Below are 17,661 nucleotides of genomic sequence, written 5' to 3' on the forward strand. Positions count from 1 at the left end.
CAGGCCAACTTTTCATTTCACGGTGGCGACTTTCCTGTAAACGCTCCACTTTGGTTATGTTTCGTCTGATCAAGAACACCACACAAGCCACTATTACAGCCAAAGCCAGTATTTCAAAGAAATTTATCAAAAATGAGTAAACGTTACCCAAAGGCTCTAAAAAAATACGATGGGTACCCAAAAGTCCATCCAAAACAATTTCTAGCACTTCAAGATTGATGATGATAAAGCCTACATATACCGCTAAATGCAGAATCGCCACTATGGGTTTAGCAAACATTTTTTTCTGTCCAAAAGCCAGCAATAGCATGTTTTTTAGCCTTTGACTAGGATTATCGTATCGGTTTTCAGCTTTTCCCAATAGTATGGTTTTCCTGATGAGGTTTACTCTGCGACCAATAAAGTATGCAGCAGTGCCTAAAGCAATCAAAAACAGAATTTGAGGAAGAATATTCATGTTGTCTATTATTAGAATAATGGTATGCATGCATACTATGTACAAATATCAAGAAAAAGTGTAACAAAACAAACGGTCGAAAAAAAAATTATGTTTTTTTTAGTTGAAATTTGTTATTAAAAACTTTTTCCCTAATTTTGCAGTCCCAAACGGGTACCGATACACATCGGTAGGTGGTGAAATCACTTTGGTGATGTAGCTCAGTTGGTAGAGCAAAGGACTGAAAATCCTTGTGTCGGCGGTTCGATTCCGTCCATCACCACCACTTAAAGAGGTAAGTTATTCATTATGAATAATTTACCTTTTTTTGTTTCTATTCGGGGACATTTTGGGGGACAGTTTTTAAATTTTCACCTGTTTTTTTAACTAAATCGGAATAAGTTTCCTTAAAACAAATTGCTAATAGATTTTTTTGTAATTCCTGAATCAATCTCCTTTTTTAAATTCTTTTATAACTACTCCCCCGTCACTAAAAACTTGAGTTATTTTTAACTTGCTACCAATCTCTTCAAAACTAATTTTTTCATCCTCTTTTGAAATACGCCAGCGTCCTTCTAAGCTAGCCCAAAATATTTCTCTTCCTTCTATTTTAACTCTATTTTCCCATTTTGTTGAATCGGATTTTCTAATATAGGACAAATAATATATTCCATTTTCATAACGTACTTTAATTTTTTTAGAAGGAGTTCCCATTATAGAAGAAATTGCAAATCTAGCAATATCTTCATTTGAAAAGTTTATCAATTCCACTGCCTCAGAATTGTTAGTTTCAATTAAAGTGGATTCTCCTTTGCTAGATTCTTCACCAATGGGTTTGGAAGAATCAGTACAACTAAATAAATAGTGTAGTAAAAAGTAGAACGGAAGTATTTTGACGATTTTAGACATTTTTAATATTTATGTTTAACAAAGGATGCAAAAAAAACTCTTTTACTAATACTAATTTTTGTATTTTCTTTACGTGTATGTATTGACTTACAAAAAATCATGAAGGGGGTTAAAAAAGCGAAGTTTACTATTACTTTTAAATCTTTCATACGTTCGTTTAATGATGTGAATAAAGTCATTAATAATTCATCTGAATGTATTCTAATTATTTCAAGTATTAAGAAAGCATTATTTACACTTGTAGTGACTGCATAAAATTCAATCTCCCATTTTTTGCGTCGCATAGACATCTCAAAAAACCAAATATTCTTTAATCATTCACTAGCAAATTTTAAATTTTAATTTGACCAAGTTTATATCCTAAAGGAATCAAACTCTTTCTTGCCATTCCCACAAATTCTTCTAAATTTGTTAATACAAAATAGAATTTATTTATTCAACCCTTGAAGAATATGAGAACAATTTTCAGTTTTTTCTTGCTTTTCCTTGCCTCTAATTTCCTTATCGCCCAAGGTCCCAAAGTGCTAATTGTCACTGCCCATCCCGACGATGAGACGATGTTTCCAGCAACGGTTTTTAAGATTACTCGGGAACTGAAAGGTACGGTAGATTTGGCCTTGATTACCGACGCCTCGGGTGGATATAATGGATTGATAGCTTCTACTTACTATGGCAAAAACCTTACGGATTCGGCCACGGGTAGGGCCGCTCTTCCTTTACTTCGTAAGAAAGAATTGATGTGTGCAGGCGAAGTGATGGGTATTAGAAACTTTTTCTTTTTTGACCAACTCGATGATTTTTACCAGATTGACCCTAAACCTTTTTTCGAAGGAAAACGCTGGGATATGACCTTTTGTGAGAAAAAACTGAACAAGATATTGGAAGTCGGACAATACGATTATGTGTTTTGCTTGGTGCCGAGTGCCGAACAGCATGCTCATCACAAAACAGCCAGTATTTTAGCAATAAGAGCTGTCAGCAATCTGAGTTCGGCCAAAAAGCCGATTGTTTTGGGTGGTAGGGCTTTGAACAAAGGTTACACCTATAATTTTGAGATGTTGGATGGATTTTCGGAAACCAAGGTTTCTTCCAAAGTCCCAGTCTTTTATTTTGATAGGTCGTATGGTTTCGGAGAAAATAACAAGCATAGCTATATGATAGTGGCCGATTGGGTAAAAGCTTGTCATAAATCGCAAAGTGGCGATATGAACGGTTCAATGCATCGTGGCGATTTGGAGACGTTTTGGTATTTCGATATAAATGCAGAAAGTGGCATCGAAGCCACTTCCAGGTTTTTTGAGAAAATTCGTAAGTCGGGTTATGAAACCAAATAAAATTATAATACTCCCAGATGGCCTTTTACTAAAGTTTTAGCTAAGAGCGTAAATTTAATAAAATCAGGCACTCGCACTCTTTGCGTTTGAATTTTAGCTGCAGAGGTTTTTTTGATTCTTTTGAATAGCTTCAAATAATAAACATAAGCCAAATAAACACCAGAGCGGGCTCCCACAGGTAAGTTTAGGATTCCCCTGAGTGCGTTATCAAAGTCAATTTGTATATCCTTTTCAATTTCTTTTTTCGCAAAGGCTGAGAAATTGCTCATATCTATCTGAGGGAAATACACGCGGCCACGTTCTTGATAATCGCTTTTTAAATCCCTCAAAAAGTTGACCTTTTGAAATGCAGCCCCTAGGCTTCTTGCATCTGTTTTTAGGCTATCATATTGTTCTTCATTACCTTCCACAAATACCTTAAGGCACATTAAACCCACAACTTCGGCCGAACCATAAATGTATTCTTTGTACTTGCTGTCGTCATATACTATTTGGCCAAGATCCATCTCCATGCTGTAAAGAAAAGCATCGATTAGCTCACGGTCAATTTGATACTGATGAACTATTTTTTGAAATGAATGAAGAATAGGGTTTAAACTTATTCTTGTTTCAATGGCTTCATAGGTATCAGATTTAAACTTTTCAAGGAGATATTTCTTGTCAAATTCATGAAAAGTATCTACGATTTCATCAGCAAAACGTACAAACCCATATATCCCGTATATAGGGTCATGAAACCGCTTATTGAGCGTTTTTATGCCCAAAGAGAAAGATGTGCTGTAAAGCTCTGTTACGAGCTTGCTACATCCGAAGGTTGATTTTTCATACAATGAAAACATTCTTAATCAGGGTTTTAATGATTTTTAGCAATATACTCACCTACTACTAGACCTGAAATCAGTGCAGGAGGAACTCCTGGACCTGGGACTGAAAGTTGGCCGGTATAATACATATTTTTCAAGTTCTTATTTTTTAGAGCTGGTTTGAGAAATGCTGTTTGTAAAAGTGTATTGGCAAGGCCATATGCATTTCCTTTGAAAGCATGATAATCAGCTTTGAAATCACTTACAGCGTAACTTTTTTTATAAATCACGTGTCTTCTGACATCATGATTTACGTATTTCTCAAGCCTTTCGATCATGATATCGAAATATTTTTCTCTTGTTTTTTCGTCGTCTTCCAAATCAGGAGCAATAGGAATCAATAAGAATAGATTTTCTTTTCCTTCTGGAGCTACCGATGGGTCGGTTTTGGATGGTGCAGAAACATAAAATAAAGGCTTAGATGGCCACTTAGGATTTTTGTAAATCTCATCGGCATGTAAATTGAAATCTTCATCAAAAAACAGATTATGATGTTCAAGTTTATCTACTTTACGATCTATACCTACATAATATAGTAAAGAGGAAGGAGCCATCAGTCGTTTGTTCCAATATTTTTGGCTATAGTTTCTTTGACCATTGAGCAAACTTTCTGTGTGTTCATAGTCAGCACCACTTACCACCACGTCAGCGTAGTAAACCTGGTCTTTGGTAATAATTTTAGTTACTAAATTATCTACTGAAATGATCTCTTTTACCTCCTGATTGTTTATAAATTTTACACCTTTTTCTTCGGCTAAACTAACCATTCCCTTGATAATTTCGTGCATGCCACCCATAGGATACCATGTACCAAGTGCCATTTCGGCATAGTTCATCAAACTATATAAAGCGGGAGTATCGTTTGGCGTAGCTCCCAAAAACAATACTGGAAATTCCAAAATTTTCAGTAAATCATCGTTCTTAAAGAATTTTCTGAGGTGTTTTCCAAATGATGCAAAAAGGTCTAAACTAATCGCTTTTGTTAATAGACGAAAATCAAAAAATTCTCTAAAGGACAAAGAGGGCTTCCACACAAATTCGCCCATTCCAGTTACATATTTGTATTTGGCTTCTTCAAAAAAAAGATCAAAACTTTTACCACAGCCAGGCTCTAGTTTTTCAAAAAGGGCTTTTAGATCTTGTAGATTGGCAGGTAAATCGACTTCCTTACCATTTGTAAGAATGACTTTATAAGAAGGATCGAGTCTGACAAGTTTGTAATAGTCTGAGGGTTTTTTACCGAACTCGGCAAAGTATCGTTCAAAAACATCGGGCATCCAGTACCAGCTTGGGCCCATGTCAAACTTAAACCCACCAGTACTGAAAACCCTTGCTCGGCCACCATAATCGGCATTTTTTTCCAATATTGTCACATCAAAACCCTCATTCGCAAGTTTTGTAGCGGCAGATATTCCTGCAAAACCAGAACCAATTACAATAACTTTTTTCAAATTTTTTTCTCTAGATTAGACGGTTTGTGTATTAGAATAAATTTTGAGTCTATCCTTCAACTCTTTTCTTGCCAAATGTATTCTATTTTTTACAGTACCAATAGGAATTGCCACTTTTTCAGCAATTTCATGATATTTAAAGCCGTTAAAGTACATCATAAACGGTTCTTTATAAGTATCGTCCAATTTTTCTAGAGCTTTACTTATGTCCTCGTTGGCAAAATTACCATAAGCATCATTCTGAACTATACTGTCAGAAGAATTAATGTAGTGCAAATTATCACTGGTATCTATGATGGTATTCTTACGCATCATCCTTTGATAGTTTGTGATAAATGTATTTTTCATGATAGTGAATAACCATGCTTTCAGATTGGTACCGTCGGCATACTTATCTTTATTTAAGAACGCCTTTACCAATGTATCCTGTACCAAATCATTGGCATCGTCATAATTTTTAGTCAACCTCATCGCAAAAGGCTTTAGCGTTTTGGTGTTGGTTTGTAAAGCATAATTAAATTCTATCGCAGTCATTTGATTGTTTTAATTTGTTTAAGCAAATGTTAAAAAGATTAAACAAAAGAAAAAATTATGTTTAACTTATATTGAAAAAGATTAAACAAAACCCCTAAAGGTTTAATTTATTCTTAAATAAGTACAATTATACTGTTTAATGTTTTTCTTTTATTGTTAAACAAACATACGAATTTCATCTGCTTTTGGATTTTTGAGGTTGTTTGTTTTTTCACATCAAACATATAATTTTTGATATATATAGTGTTTTCAAGCCTCAAATTTTAAATTTGTATATGATAAGTGAGAGCAGCGAATTTTTAGGTGTGGAGCAGACACTTTTTGTGGACGTGGTTTTGCCTGTGCCCATTCCTCAGTATTTCACATATAGGTTGTCTCGAGAAATGAGTTCTTTGGCTAAAGTGGGCTCAAGAGTAGTGGTGGAATTTGGCAAGTCACGCGTTTTGACAGCGGTTATTGTAAAAATACATAACAATCCACCTCCGAAGTATCAAGCCAAATATGTGCAAGAACTGCTTGATATAGAGCCAGTTGTTACCGCAATGCAATTGTGGCTGTTTGACTGGGTGGCCGAGTATTACATGTGTTACGTAGGCGAGGTGATGAACATAGCATTGCCAGCAGGTTTGAAAATTAGTAGTCAGTCTAGAATTCAATATAATCCTGATTTTGCCCATCCTGAGTTACTATCAGAGGAAGAAACACAACTGATGGATATACTTATTAAGGAGGAATCTTTGAGTTACGACGAAGTTGGGCGTTTCTTTGATAAGCCAGATATCAATAAAACCATCAAAGAACTAGTAGCTAAGCATGCCATTATTCTTTTTGAGGAAGTAAAAGATAAATATAGACCTAAGATTGTTAAGAAGATCCGGTTGAAACGTGTGTTTGAAGGCACAGATGAAATATTATCTTTGATAGAAATGCTTGAAAAAAGTACCAAGCAGCAAGAGGTTTTGTTGGAATATCTGAGCCATGTGCCCATCAATGAGCTTCATTACAAAAACAAAGAAGGTATTGCCAAAAGTATACTAAAGTCTGGTGATATATCGGAATCTTCACTAAAGACTTTGCTTGATAAAGGTATTTTTGAAGAATTCGAGATTGTCGTGTCAAGGTTTGGTGGTGAAGATCTTGGTTCGATGGCTCAAATGCAGCTTTCCGAACCACAACAAAAAGCCTCTGACCAAATAATGGATTCATTTACCCAAAACGAAGTAGTGCTTTTTCATGGTATTACAGGTTCGGGCAAGACAGAAATCTATATCGATCTTATTCAGAAAGTTTTGGATTCGGGTTCGCAGGTCTTGTTTTTACTTCCAGAAATTGCTTTAACTACTCAAATTGTGAATCGATTAAGGGTGGTTTTTGGTGATTCTATGGGTGTTTATCACTCTAAGTTTTCCGATAACGAACGTGTGGAAGTTTGGAAAGGAATCCTAGAGGGGAAGTTTCAGTTCGTTGTAGGTGTTCGGTCCGCCATATTTCTGCCATTTACCAACTTGGGCCTTATAATTGTTGACGAAGAGCATGAATCTTCTTACAAGCAATTTGACCCTGCCCCTCGTTATCACGCACGAGATGTGGCCATTATGTTGGCTCTGAAAGTTCGTTCAAAAGTTCTTCTTGGTTCCGCTACACCTTCTATTGAGTCTTTTTTTCAGGCAAAAAACGGCAAATATGGATTGGTTAGTCTTAATGTGAGATTTGGGGATGCTCAACTGCCGGATATCAGGCTAGTGGATATGAAAAAAGAACGAAAAGAGAAGACACTTGTAAAAGAGTTCAGTTCGGAGCTTTTAACCGAAATGTCTCAGAACTTGGCCAATAAACAACAAACGATCATATTTCTAAACAGAAGAGGTTACGCACCTTATTTGAATTGCCAAGAATGTAACTGGATAGGTCACTGCGATCAATGTGCGGTTTCGCTTACTTATCATTTGGCCGAGAAAACACTGGTTTGTCATTATTGTGGACATAGAGAGGCCGTTCCTCAAATTTGCCCAGATTGCGGATCAACCAAAGTAAAATCGGTAGGAGTTGGCACTGAAAAAATAGAAGAGGATTTGTTTGAAATATTTCCCGAAGCTAAGATTTTGAGAATGGATTTGGATACCACACGAAGCAAGAATGCTTATCAAAACATCATTGGAGAATTTGAAAAAGGAGAGGTAGATGTTTTGGTGGGTACACAGATGGTATCTAAGGGCCTCGATTTTGACCATGTGAGCTTGGTGGGAATTTATAATGCGGATAAGATGATTCACTTTCCAGACTTTCGGGCAGCCGAACGGGCGTTTCAGCTAATAACCCAGGTGAGTGGCCGTGCAGGTAGGAGGGAGCAAAAGGGCAGGGTATTGATACAAACAGGTAGTCCACAAAACAGAATCTTGCAGTTTGTATTAAATAATGATTACGAAGGTTTTTATGCGTCTGAAGTCATTGAAAGAGAAGGGTATAATTACCCTCCTTTTTCGAGAATTATTGAGATTACCGTAAAAGATGTTGATCAGACCTTGGCTCATCAAGCGGCGGCCAAATTGGCTCATGCTTTAGAAAATCAGCTTGGAAAGACCAGAGTCATGGGGCCAGAACGTGCATTGGTTGAGCGAATTCGGAATAAATATCTGTTTGAGATTTGGTTGAAGCTAGAGAAAGATAAAATGAATATTCAGGCCACGAAAGCGTTTCTACAAAAAGAAATAGTAAATTTGGTTACTGAAAAAAAGTTCAAATCTGTGCAGGTAGTAGTAAATGTGGATGCTGTTTAAATCAATAAATATTATGAGCATAAAGTCGTCAATATCGGATTATTTCAAAATAGATGAGCTAAAAGAGAATTTGATAAAGCTTATAGAAGCGAAGTTTGAACTCAAGAAATTGGAGGTTCAGGAAAAAATAGAAGGATTGATTTCGGGTATTGTGGTTAAAGTTGTTATGGCTGTTTTTCTGTTTATGGGATTCCTATTTTTAAATATTTTGTTGGCCATAGGGATCAATTATTTGACAAATACTTCATATGCTGGCTATGCCATTTTTGCAGCTGTTTATTTGATTCTATGGTATATTTTTAACACACAAAAGGCTAAAGTAGAAGCTATTATAAAAAATAAAGTGGCGGAGGCCTTGGATGAAGTTGGGGTGTAGAAAAGATTGTGGTTATTACATTTTATTTAACAATAGGTAAAGTTGAGCCTCAGTATTTAATATAGGATCGAATTACCTAAAAGAAAACTCATTCAATATAAAATGTACAAAGTTCTACTATTAATTGTTGTGTTGTTTTCGTGTGGCAGTAGCACTGAAGAATCTATTCATCAAGCACTTCAAGTTTCTGGAGATCCGATTCCGTTTATTAAGATTTCAACCAGAAAAAAAATCATAGATGAGCCTAAAACTGCCGCAATAATGCAGATTTTCATGAAAGATACTTTATTGTTTTCTTCGAGAATTGGCATTGAATATAGAGGGGCGGTGTCTCAAATGTTCTATGAAAAAAAATCGTATGGAATAGAATTATGGGATGAAACTAACAAAGGTATTTCTGGAAGTCTACTAAATTTACCAAGGGAAGAAGATTGGATTCTACATGGGCCTTATGCAGACAAGTCATTGATAAGGAATGTGATAGCCTATCAAGTGTCAAATAAAATTGGTAGATATGCACCAAAAACGCAGTTTGTGGAGGTAGAAATCAACGGCGACTTCAAAGGGCTATATGTCTTAATGGAAAAAATTAAGCGAGGTAAAGAAAGAGTAAATGTTTCTAAACTATCCGCCAAAACCTCCGCTTCCGATTCTATTTCTGGGGGTTATATTTTGAAAATTGACAAAACGGTTGGGTCAGGATTTTCTAATCAAGACGATTACAACAAATCGAACGCTATTACCTCAAGATATGACCAGTCTGGAAAGATTTCTAAAAACTCTAAGATTCACTTTCTATACGATTACCCCAAGTCAGAAAATATTTCTGAACTACAAAAGGATTATATTAACAACTATGTGCATCTATTTGAAAAAGCACTGGCATCTTCTGATTTTTCAGACCCAAAACTAGGTTTTAGAAATTACATCGATGAGGACAGTTTCATAGATTATTTTCTACTTACCGAGCTTTTTCAAAACTTCGACGGATACAGAATCAGCACTTATTTGCAAAAAGAAAGAGGAGATAAACTCAAAATGGGTCCAATTTGGGACTTTGACTTGTCACTTGGTAGCAAAGGTTTTTGTCATAATATGAACAAAGAAAACCAGAACTTTTGGATTTTTGAATACAACAAATATTGTGGAGACGACCTATGGGTGGTACCGTTTTGGTGGAATAGACTTTTACAAGATAAATTATTTGTAGAAAAACTAAATACCCGATGGAATATCTTGAGACAAAATGAGTTTTCAGAAGTAGAATTGATTCAAAATATTAATAACCAGGTAAATTACCTTAAAAACACCAAAGCGGTTGAGCGAAATTTTGACCGTTGGAGAATTTTGAATAAAAGAATAGAACCCAACGAAACGAAAGGGAGCAATGATCAAGAAGTTGAAATGATTAAAAATTGGCTTAAACAAAGATTGATTTGGATGGATAAAGAATTACCCAAACTCTAAGCAGAATTATTCTGCAGTTTTTACCACATTTTTTCTAAATGAAATATAAACGCCACAGGCTATGATGAGAAGTATACCTAGCAAACTTAGTGCATTTGGGAAACTGTCACCTAGTATAACTCCGAATATAACTGAAAACACAATATTGCTGTAGCCTATGGCTGAAACCTCACCCGTATTGCCGTATGTAAATGCCTTCGTCAATAATATTTGCCCGACGAGTGCCGATAATGCAAGGGTAATTATCCAGAGCCATTCAATTCCGATTGGCCGGTTGAAACTTCCAAATAGAAAAGCAAGAGAATCGATATAAATATATTGACCTACAATCATCGAAATGATGGGTAATACAATGCCCGAAAACATAAATGAAAGCACAATGGAGCGAGCGTCGTAGTATCCACTTAATTGCTTGATACTCATATATGCAAGTGCCGTCATAATAGCATTTGCTAAGCCAAAAGTATGATATTTTATAGAGGTGATATCAATCCTAAATTGTGGTAAAAATATACAGCAAATACCTATGAAACCGACAATTACAGCAAGCCAGTTTTTGAAATCTATTTTTTCTTTCAAAAAATAACCGCCTAACAAAGCCAGAAGGATAGGATACGATTGCTGATAGGTGATGGCCTCGGCAAGGCCAATTTTTGTTATGCTAAAGAAGAAGGTGTATAATGCCAAAGTCCCAATAACCCCCCTGAAAATCAGGAGGCTCATTTTGCCACCAACTTGAACCAACGGGCGTCTGTAAATGGTGAAAAGCACAAACAGGACACCTATAATATTTCTAAAAAAGACCAATTCTACTGAGCTTATTCGTTTGCCTAAAATTTTTGTACAAGCACCCGATACGGAGAAACAAAATGCTGCTCCTAGCATATATAATAGCCCTTTTTTGGAGTTGTCGCTCAAGGTTTTTTAAATGAATGTTTTCAGAATAAAATAACAACCAAGCCAGTAAAGAGGCAAACAAATAATCAATAATCCTACATATATAGAATCGTAAAAAACAGTTCCTTTCGTCTTAGCTTTTACAAATGCACCTAAAAGTATATGCAGAGGGTAATGTAAAATATAAGATAAGTAAAAAAACCAAGAACTACCAACAGTGGGCTTATTAAAGTCTCTGCTCACCAATTTGGTCAATCCCGCAGTTAATTTTTCATTAAAAGTCTTAATGGCCTTACCATCCATGGCCAATTCATCAAAGTCGGTTTTTTTGATGGTGGGGCCAAAGTTAAGGGTTATGTTTTTGCCAATTTTACCAAATTCATTATAGTTTACCGCCACAGGTACTATAACCATTTCGGAACCCGACATCCAGGTTTGCATAGCCAGCCTGCTAGTGCCTTTTTTAAGGGGTAATAGCTCTGTTTGATTGGTGCATAGCCCTTCGCTAAAAATCAGTACTTGGCTTTTATTTTTAAAAATCTCGGAGCAACGCTCAAAGGTTTCATCATTTTTGCCTAAATATTCTTTGCCTTCAGATATTCTATAAATAGGCATCATAAAAAACTGGGAAAGGATTTTACGAGCTAATGGCTTTTTGAAAGCATCGCCTCTTGCTAAAGACCAAATGGGGCGATCAACTTTACAGTTAATGATAAGTGCGTCTAAAAACGAGTTGGGGTGAAAGCCAGCTAGCATAACGGGTCCTTTTAGTGGCAAATTTTCCATTCCATTCACCTCGACTTTTTTGATATAAAATCTTAATACGAATCTAATAAATTGGCGTAAAACGATATAAATCATAATGAATATTTTAAAAAAACAAAAAGCCCATTTTCAGGGCTTTATCTGTTGTTGTTTATTTTTTGGTTTTTAGTTTTGCGGCGATGAACTGTCCAAGCCTAGTGCCAGCCTTATTGCCTTCCTCGCAGCCGGACAAGTAATGGATACCTCCATATACCCGACTGATAGATGACTCTTGTGCGGCTGCTCTGAATGAGGCAAATTTTCTCACACCATGATCGTATTTAAATTCTGTAGAGTCTGTAAACGCTACATTGTCACCAAAACAAGCAGTTAGTGCTTCGGCAGAAGCAGCAGAAATAGTACTATGCCCAGAAGTGTATTCTGGAAACGGAGGCGTTTGCAAAAAGGGCATCCATTTAGGGTCCAAGTCTGCATTTATTACCGTCTCTGGCCTAATTTTTTCTGTTCTGTATTTTTCGTGCCAACAAGCTATGAAACCGTCAAATAATGATATTGCAACTCTTAAATAAGCATCTTGTGCTTCATAAATATTTTTGATGGTTTGTTGGCAAGCTGTTCTTGTAATAGCCATCCAATGTCCTCCAGGAGTCATTTTTTTGTTGGCAAACATTACGTGGCCTTGCACATTCATTACAAATGCATTGTCATCCCAAAACCATGCAATATCTTTCTGTTCTTGTGTCAAATTGTTCACAGTTTCATATACCGCCTTAACTTCTTTTCTGAACGGACTGTTGGGGTCTTTCGAAAAAGGGATAACAGGAGCTGGTTGAAATTGACCTGCTGAATCAATAGCCAAAGTTCTTATGGTAGGCCAATAGGGTTCCATAGCATCTGCGTACTGTGGAGGGGTAGGGACCCATTTGTCGCCAGTAGATTTCACTGAGTATCTCAATCCTCTGGTTTGTAGGTAGTTGTCTTTTTTAGAATAAGCCAAAACATGCTTCGCTACTTCTTCTCCAAAAGACATGGATCTATCATAAACATCAGAGGGAACTCCAGCATCTTTGAATTTTTGATAGGTCTCTTTTTCGAAGGCGTCATATTTCGTGACCGTGAAGGTCAAAGTCCGGGCAATTGTCATAATGGCTTTTACACTTGCCAATGAATGACAATATTCTTTTCCTGCTTCGGGTTTTGGAAATTCTGTCAATCCATTCAACTGGCCAGCCATAGTTTGGTAGTTTGGATTGCCTGAAATCAATGCCTCATATCCTGCAATGGTAGCATAAGCGTAAATTCTGGATGAAACTGGAGGAGAAAAAATGTCATGAATGATTACGTCTGTAAGTTTTTCGTAAGCATTGTGTATAAACTCTGGGTTGTCAGTAACCTTGCTGTATTCTTTTGCGGTTTTTGATTTACAAGCAGAGAAAATCACTACTGCAAGTAATATGACATACTTTTTCATTGGTTGGTTAATATTTACTGATCTAAAATATTTTCTTCTAGGGTACTTTGCTTTTCTCTTCCATGTAAAACGTTAACGATTTCTTTCACGTTATACACATCTCGGTTGTACTTATTACTTAACAAAATTACTACAAAATCTTCTCTTAAATCAAAAAACATAATAGTATTGTAGCCTTTCCACCAACCGGTGTGATAAATATAGTCTGTTTGTTGCAATTCGTTGACCCACAGCCTGAATCCATAGCCGTAATTTCTTAAACCTGGGTGTTCAAAACTTCTAGGGGTATACATTTCTCTGAGGTTTTCTTTGCTCAAAATACTCTCAGATTTCAGTACGTTATACCATTTTAGCAAATCTCCAGTTGTTGAATATATTCCCTTATCGCCCATGATGTCGTCATAGAAATCTTTCTCTAGCTTTCGGCCGTTTTGGTATCCAACGGTTTTGTTTATGTTCAGCTTAGGATTTTTTGAAACGCCTGTAAAAGTATCCGTCATACCCGCTGGTAAAAGTATTTTTTCTTTCAAATAATCATCAAATGATTTGCCAGAAACCTTTTCTACTAGGGCCGCCAATACGGCATAATTAGTGTTGTTGTAGGAAAAAAAGTGGTCTGGCTGGTTCAGCGGTCGTGGCGTTGGAACGGCATTTGCAAACCAATCCATCATTTGTTGGTTGGTAGGATATATTTTTTCTGACCTTACTTTTACATCAAACTCGTATTGATAATAAGGCAAGCCTGATCGGTGAGAAAGCAAACTTCGAATACTTACTCCATCATAAGGAAACTTCGGAAAATAATCTTTTACAGTATTATCAAGTCCAATTTGTCCATCTTGAACCATCTTCATTATGGCTACCGCCGTGAAGGTTTTTGATAATGAAGCCAGTTGAAACTTTGACGCTTTTGTGTTCGGAATTGTATCTTTAGAAAAGCCGAAAGCATTTTCATAGATTACGATACCTTTCTGAGCTATCAAAACACTTCCATTAAACCCTGCCCTTACTTTTTTGTTTATCAATTCTGAAATAAGCTTTGCTTTATAATCGGCATTGATTTCTTTCCTAATTTTTTTCTTTTCTTTTTCAGTAAGTACTTTTTCAATGGGTTTTTCTGCAGTTGTAGCCTTTTCTTTATTGATACAACCACTCAATAAACTCAAACCAAACACCACACCCACCGCAACCCGTAAAAAATGCATCTATTAAGAATTTTGAAGACTTTTAAAATATACATGAAGGAGGAAGGTCACCACAGAAGTAAACATAACACTCGCTACAACTTTTAGTGAGGTATTGAGGAAATAATTAAGTGACCCAGCTTCAAGAAAAAATAAATATACGTGATGTATAAAAGTAAGAATAACGATATATCTAATAAATCGCTCCATACCCATACCGTCAAGTGATATGACCAGTTCGGTATCCAACCCTTTGGTAGGAAACAACACTTTGATAATGTAGCTCCTCAAAAATGCCAATAATAAACTCGCTGAGGCGTGCATACCGGCGGTATTGTAAAATAAATCGACTGAAAGTCCTGTCAAAAAAGCTATCAATAATACAGCAGATACGGGTGTATTGCTGGGTAGGAAAAGGATTATTGAGATATAAACAAAACAGAATGCTACCTCAAAAAACACCAAGTTGCGTACAATGAATACCTGTAAAAATAGGTATAACAATACGGTGCCTATTACTTTAAATAATGTTTGAGTGTTCACTTAATTTACGGGTTTTGCTTCTACTTGACTCTGTTTTTCTATAAGTTTATTATTAACCACATAAACATATACTAAACTAGAGAAATCTGTCGAAAGTCTTACATTAATATCATAAAAAGCCTCACTAGGTGAAGCTGAAATCTTACTAATCCTACCTATCATTATTTTTGGAGGGAAAATGGAATTTTGCATTGATGTAACAACACTATCTCCTTTGCTAACCGGCTTGAATCTGTCCACAGTTGTCAATTGCATAATACTCGGATTAGTGCCACCCCATTTACCAATTCCAAGTGCTGTAACTTCTTCTTTCCTGAGTTTTTTGCCTAGAATTTCAGACGAAACCTGAAAGTTGGAGTGTAAAATAGAAGAAACTCTTGAGAAATCTTCGTTGCAAGACATTACTTGCCCAACCACTCCTTGCGGACAGATAACCCCCATTCCTGGCTTTATACCATGCTTAGTACCTTTATCAATAGTGATATAATTATCTGTGAGATTTTCAGTGCTACTAATTACTTTGGCCACCAGAAAATCAAACCTCTCTGCCATTGTAGAGTCTGGTTTATAGCCAACTTCTTTTAAAGTTATCAGCTCATTAGATTTGGTGAGTTCTTCTCTCAGTTTTTTGTTTTCCAAAGCCAACTGGTCGTTTACTTTGCCTAAGTTCATAAATTCTCTCACGTTTTGAGAAACCCTAAGAGACTTGGCCACCGCCGTATTGGTAGTATTGAAGAATGTAACATTCCAATAGACACTGTTTTTGGAAATCAAGTAGAAACATGCAATCTGTAAAAACAGAAACATGAAAAAATGTCTGATTCTATATAATATTCCGAATAGTTGAGACATGAATCGTTATATTTAAAAAAAAGGTATCCAAATTGTTTATGAATGGATACCCTAATAAAATATTTTTTAAAAAAGAAAATTACTGAACCAAAACCGCCTGATATTTATCAAGATTTTTCAAGATTTCACCAGTACCTCTTACCACAGCCTTTAATGGATCATCAGCCACGTGAATTGGCAACTTGGTTTTTACTTCCAATCTCTTGTCGAGTCCGTGCAACAATGCTCCACCTCCAGTAAGATAGATTCCATTTTCGTAAATATCTGCTGAAAGTTCTGGTGGAGACATTTCTAAAGCTCTCATGATGGCTTCCTCAATCTTAGAAATTGATTTGTCCAAAGCATAAGCTATCTCACTATAAGTAACTTTTATTTCTTTTGGAATACCCGTCATCAAGTCACGACCTCTGATTTCAATATCAGCAGGTGGATTTTCAAGGTCTGGTAAAGCTGAACCAACTTGAATCTTAATAAATTCTGCTGAACGCTCACCTATTAATAAGTTGTGCTCTCTACGCATGTAGTCCACAATGTCTCTTGTAAACAAATCACCGGCAATACGCACAGAAGATTCACAAACAATACCTGAAAGTGCAATAACTGCAATTTCTGTTGTACCACCACCTATATCAACTATCATTGAGCCGTTTGGTTGCTCGATGTCAATGCCGATACCGATTGCTGCCGCAATAGGCTCATGAACCATATAAACCTCCTTAGCTCCTGCGTGTTCAGCAGAATCCTTTACAGCTCTTTTTTCCACTTCAGTAATTCCCGAAGGTATACAAATCACCATGCGGTGTGAAGGAGAAAAGAAAAGATTACGACCTGTATTTATCATTTTTATCAAACCTCTGATCATAAGCTCAGCAGCAGTAAAGTCTGCAATAACTCCGTCTTTAAGAGGTCTGATAGTTTTTATGTTTTCGTTGGTTTTTTCGTGCATTTGCATAGCCTTATGGCCTATGGCTAACACTTTTCCAGATACCTTGTCTAGGGCGATGATCGACGGCTCATCTACCACAATCTGGTCTTTATATATGATTAAGGTATTTGCAGTACCTAAATCTATCGCAATATCGCTTGTAAGGAAACTAAAAAATCCAGCCATCGAAGCTTTTGGGTTATACTTTTAAAAAATGAAAGTGCAAATTTATAATTTATTTTTCAAATATCTTTAAAGACTTCGTTTTTATTAAAAACTAGCAATTCAAGGTATTTCTTTGCAATATTTGATAATTTCCTTATAAAATAGGAGGTTTCAGTGACTGTGATTTGAGCATGTTTTCTGGTGCATATTCCAATTCGTGAGATAGGAAATGGCCATCAAAATAGACCCTGAAATTACAAACATCGATTCCTGCTTTTCTATAACCACAAATAGGCCAATATATTGTAAAATACTCGCTCCTAATAATAATATAAGTGGTGTCGTTTTATGATGTACCTTATAATCTTTGGTGAGTAATGCCACAGCAATAAAAATACTGGTGACCACTAAGATTATTTCTAAGGTGTGATTTAGAAATCCTTTCGCCACCAAGGGTAAAATTGTAATAATGAATGGCATTGATAAACAGTGAATCAAGCACAGAAATGATAAGGCCATACCTGTCTTATGAAGCAAATGTGAATGTTTTCTAATTCTTTTTAACATTTTTCCTAATAGTAAATGCAACAACGCTGCAAATGTAATCATCTAATTCAAGAAATCGTTCCAAGTGGGCATATAATATTATTTTTTTAATAGTATGCTTGCATAATAATTTTGGAAGTAATAGATTTGTAATTGTTATGCTTGC

The 17,661-nt window shown here is 36.0% G+C and carries 16 protein-coding genes, 1 tRNA gene and 1 pseudogene; 5 read left to right on the forward strand and 13 right to left on the reverse strand.

Annotated features, from left to right (window positions below; genetic code table 11):
* A pseudogene (locus EGI24_RS05415) lies at nt 1–487 on the reverse strand (Fe-S oxidoreductase); the annotation flags it as partial.
* 159 nt (nt 488–646) lie between these two features.
* Between EGI24_RS05415 and EGI24_RS05420 the strand changes: the two are divergent.
* Nucleotides 647–722: transfer RNA gene (locus EGI24_RS05420), tRNA-Phe, on the forward strand.
* A gap of 161 nt (nt 723–883) precedes the next feature.
* On the opposite strand, the gene EGI24_RS05425 is transcribed toward EGI24_RS05420, so the two are convergent.
* Entirely contained in the window at nt 884–1,345 is a 462-nt protein-coding gene (locus EGI24_RS05425) for a hypothetical protein (RefSeq protein WP_255047340.1), read from the reverse strand.
* Nucleotides 1,346–1,797: 452 nt separating this feature from the next.
* Here EGI24_RS05425 and EGI24_RS05430 point away from each other — a divergent pair, with 452 nt between their 5' ends.
* Nucleotides 1,798–2,679 carry a PIG-L family deacetylase gene (locus EGI24_RS05430; RefSeq protein ID WP_255047341.1) on the forward strand — a complete coding sequence of 294 codons (882 nt, stop codon included), beginning with the start codon at nt 1,798–1,800 and terminating at the stop codon, nt 2,677–2,679.
* A 2-nt stretch (nt 2,680–2,681) separates the two neighbouring features.
* Here EGI24_RS05430 and EGI24_RS05435 read toward each other — a convergent pair whose 3' ends face one another.
* Genes EGI24_RS05435 through EGI24_RS05445 form a run of 3 tightly spaced genes read right to left on the reverse strand, consistent with a single transcriptional unit; the run spans nt 2,682 to nt 5,527 of the window.
* On the reverse strand, nt 2,682–3,518 hold the full coding sequence (locus EGI24_RS05435; RefSeq protein WP_255047342.1) for a phytoene/squalene synthase family protein: 837 nt from the start codon (nt 3,516–3,518) through the stop codon (nt 2,682–2,684).
* Between the two features lie 14 nt (nt 3,519–3,532).
* The gene (locus EGI24_RS05440) at nt 3,533–4,993 is read right to left on the reverse strand and encodes an NAD(P)/FAD-dependent oxidoreductase (RefSeq protein ID WP_255047343.1); all 1,461 of its coding nucleotides are present in this window, start codon (nt 4,991–4,993) and stop codon (nt 3,533–3,535) included.
* Nucleotides 4,994–5,008: 15 nt separating this feature from the next.
* A complete protein-coding gene (locus EGI24_RS05445; RefSeq protein ID WP_255047344.1) occupies nt 5,009–5,527 on the reverse strand; it encodes an RNA polymerase sigma factor in 519 nt (172 codons plus the stop codon).
* A gap of 275 nt (nt 5,528–5,802) precedes the next feature.
* On the opposite strand from EGI24_RS05445, the gene priA reads away from it, so the two are divergent.
* The 3 genes from priA to EGI24_RS05460 all read left to right on the forward strand — a co-directional run bounded on the left by priA (nt 5,803) and on the right by EGI24_RS05460 (nt 10,147).
* Nucleotides 5,803–8,304 (forward strand): primosomal protein N', encoded by a 2,502-nt coding sequence (gene priA / locus EGI24_RS05450; RefSeq protein ID WP_255047345.1) that lies wholly within the window; start codon nt 5,803–5,805, stop codon nt 8,302–8,304.
* Nucleotides 8,305–8,317: 13 nt separating this feature from the next.
* Entirely contained in the window at nt 8,318–8,680 is a 363-nt protein-coding gene (locus tag EGI24_RS05455; RefSeq protein WP_255047346.1) for a phage holin family protein, read from the forward strand.
* A 102-nt stretch (nt 8,681–8,782) separates the two neighbouring features.
* Nucleotides 8,783–10,147 (forward strand): CotH kinase family protein, encoded by a 1,365-nt coding sequence (locus tag EGI24_RS05460; RefSeq protein ID WP_255047347.1) that lies wholly within the window; start codon nt 8,783–8,785, stop codon nt 10,145–10,147.
* 6 nt (nt 10,148–10,153) lie between these two features.
* Here the strand turns inward: EGI24_RS05460 and EGI24_RS05465 are convergent, their stop codons facing one another.
* From EGI24_RS05465 to EGI24_RS05500, 8 genes are all read right to left on the reverse strand, one after another.
* Nucleotides 10,154–11,065 (reverse strand): DMT family transporter, encoded by a 912-nt coding sequence (locus EGI24_RS05465; protein ID WP_255047348.1) that lies wholly within the window; start codon nt 11,063–11,065, stop codon nt 10,154–10,156.
* 6 nt (nt 11,066–11,071) lie between these two features.
* The gene (locus tag EGI24_RS05470; protein ID WP_255047349.1) at nt 11,072–11,905 is read right to left on the reverse strand and encodes a 1-acyl-sn-glycerol-3-phosphate acyltransferase; all 834 of its coding nucleotides are present in this window, start codon (nt 11,903–11,905) and stop codon (nt 11,072–11,074) included.
* A 55-nt stretch (nt 11,906–11,960) separates the two neighbouring features.
* Nucleotides 11,961–13,280, reverse strand: a complete 1,320-nt coding sequence (locus EGI24_RS05475) for a vanadium-dependent haloperoxidase (protein WP_255047350.1) — start codon at nt 13,278–13,280, stop codon at nt 11,961–11,963.
* Nucleotides 13,281–13,294: 14 nt separating this feature from the next.
* Nucleotides 13,295–14,485 carry a serine hydrolase gene (locus tag EGI24_RS05480; protein WP_255047351.1) on the reverse strand — a complete coding sequence of 397 codons (1,191 nt, stop codon included), beginning with the start codon at nt 14,483–14,485 and terminating at the stop codon, nt 13,295–13,297.
* 3 nt (nt 14,486–14,488) lie between these two features.
* The gene (locus EGI24_RS05485) at nt 14,489–15,007 is read right to left on the reverse strand and encodes a hypothetical protein (protein ID WP_255047352.1); all 519 of its coding nucleotides are present in this window, start codon (nt 15,005–15,007) and stop codon (nt 14,489–14,491) included.
* On the reverse strand, nt 15,008–15,859 hold the full coding sequence (gene mreC / locus EGI24_RS05490) for a rod shape-determining protein MreC (protein ID WP_255047353.1): 852 nt from the start codon (nt 15,857–15,859) through the stop codon (nt 15,008–15,010).
* Nucleotides 15,860–15,938: 79 nt separating this feature from the next.
* Nucleotides 15,939–16,970, reverse strand: a complete 1,032-nt coding sequence (locus EGI24_RS05495; RefSeq protein ID WP_255035915.1) for a rod shape-determining protein — start codon at nt 16,968–16,970, stop codon at nt 15,939–15,941.
* Between the two features lie 150 nt (nt 16,971–17,120).
* Nucleotides 17,121–17,516, reverse strand: a complete 396-nt coding sequence (locus tag EGI24_RS05500; RefSeq protein ID WP_255047354.1) for a MerC domain-containing protein — start codon at nt 17,514–17,516, stop codon at nt 17,121–17,123.
* Nucleotides 17,517–17,661 lie beyond the last annotated feature (145 nt).

Source organism: Lacihabitans sp. CS3-21, assembly GCF_024343675.1.
In the GTDB taxonomy this organism is placed as follows: domain Bacteria; phylum Bacteroidota; class Bacteroidia; order Cytophagales; family Spirosomataceae; genus Leadbetterella.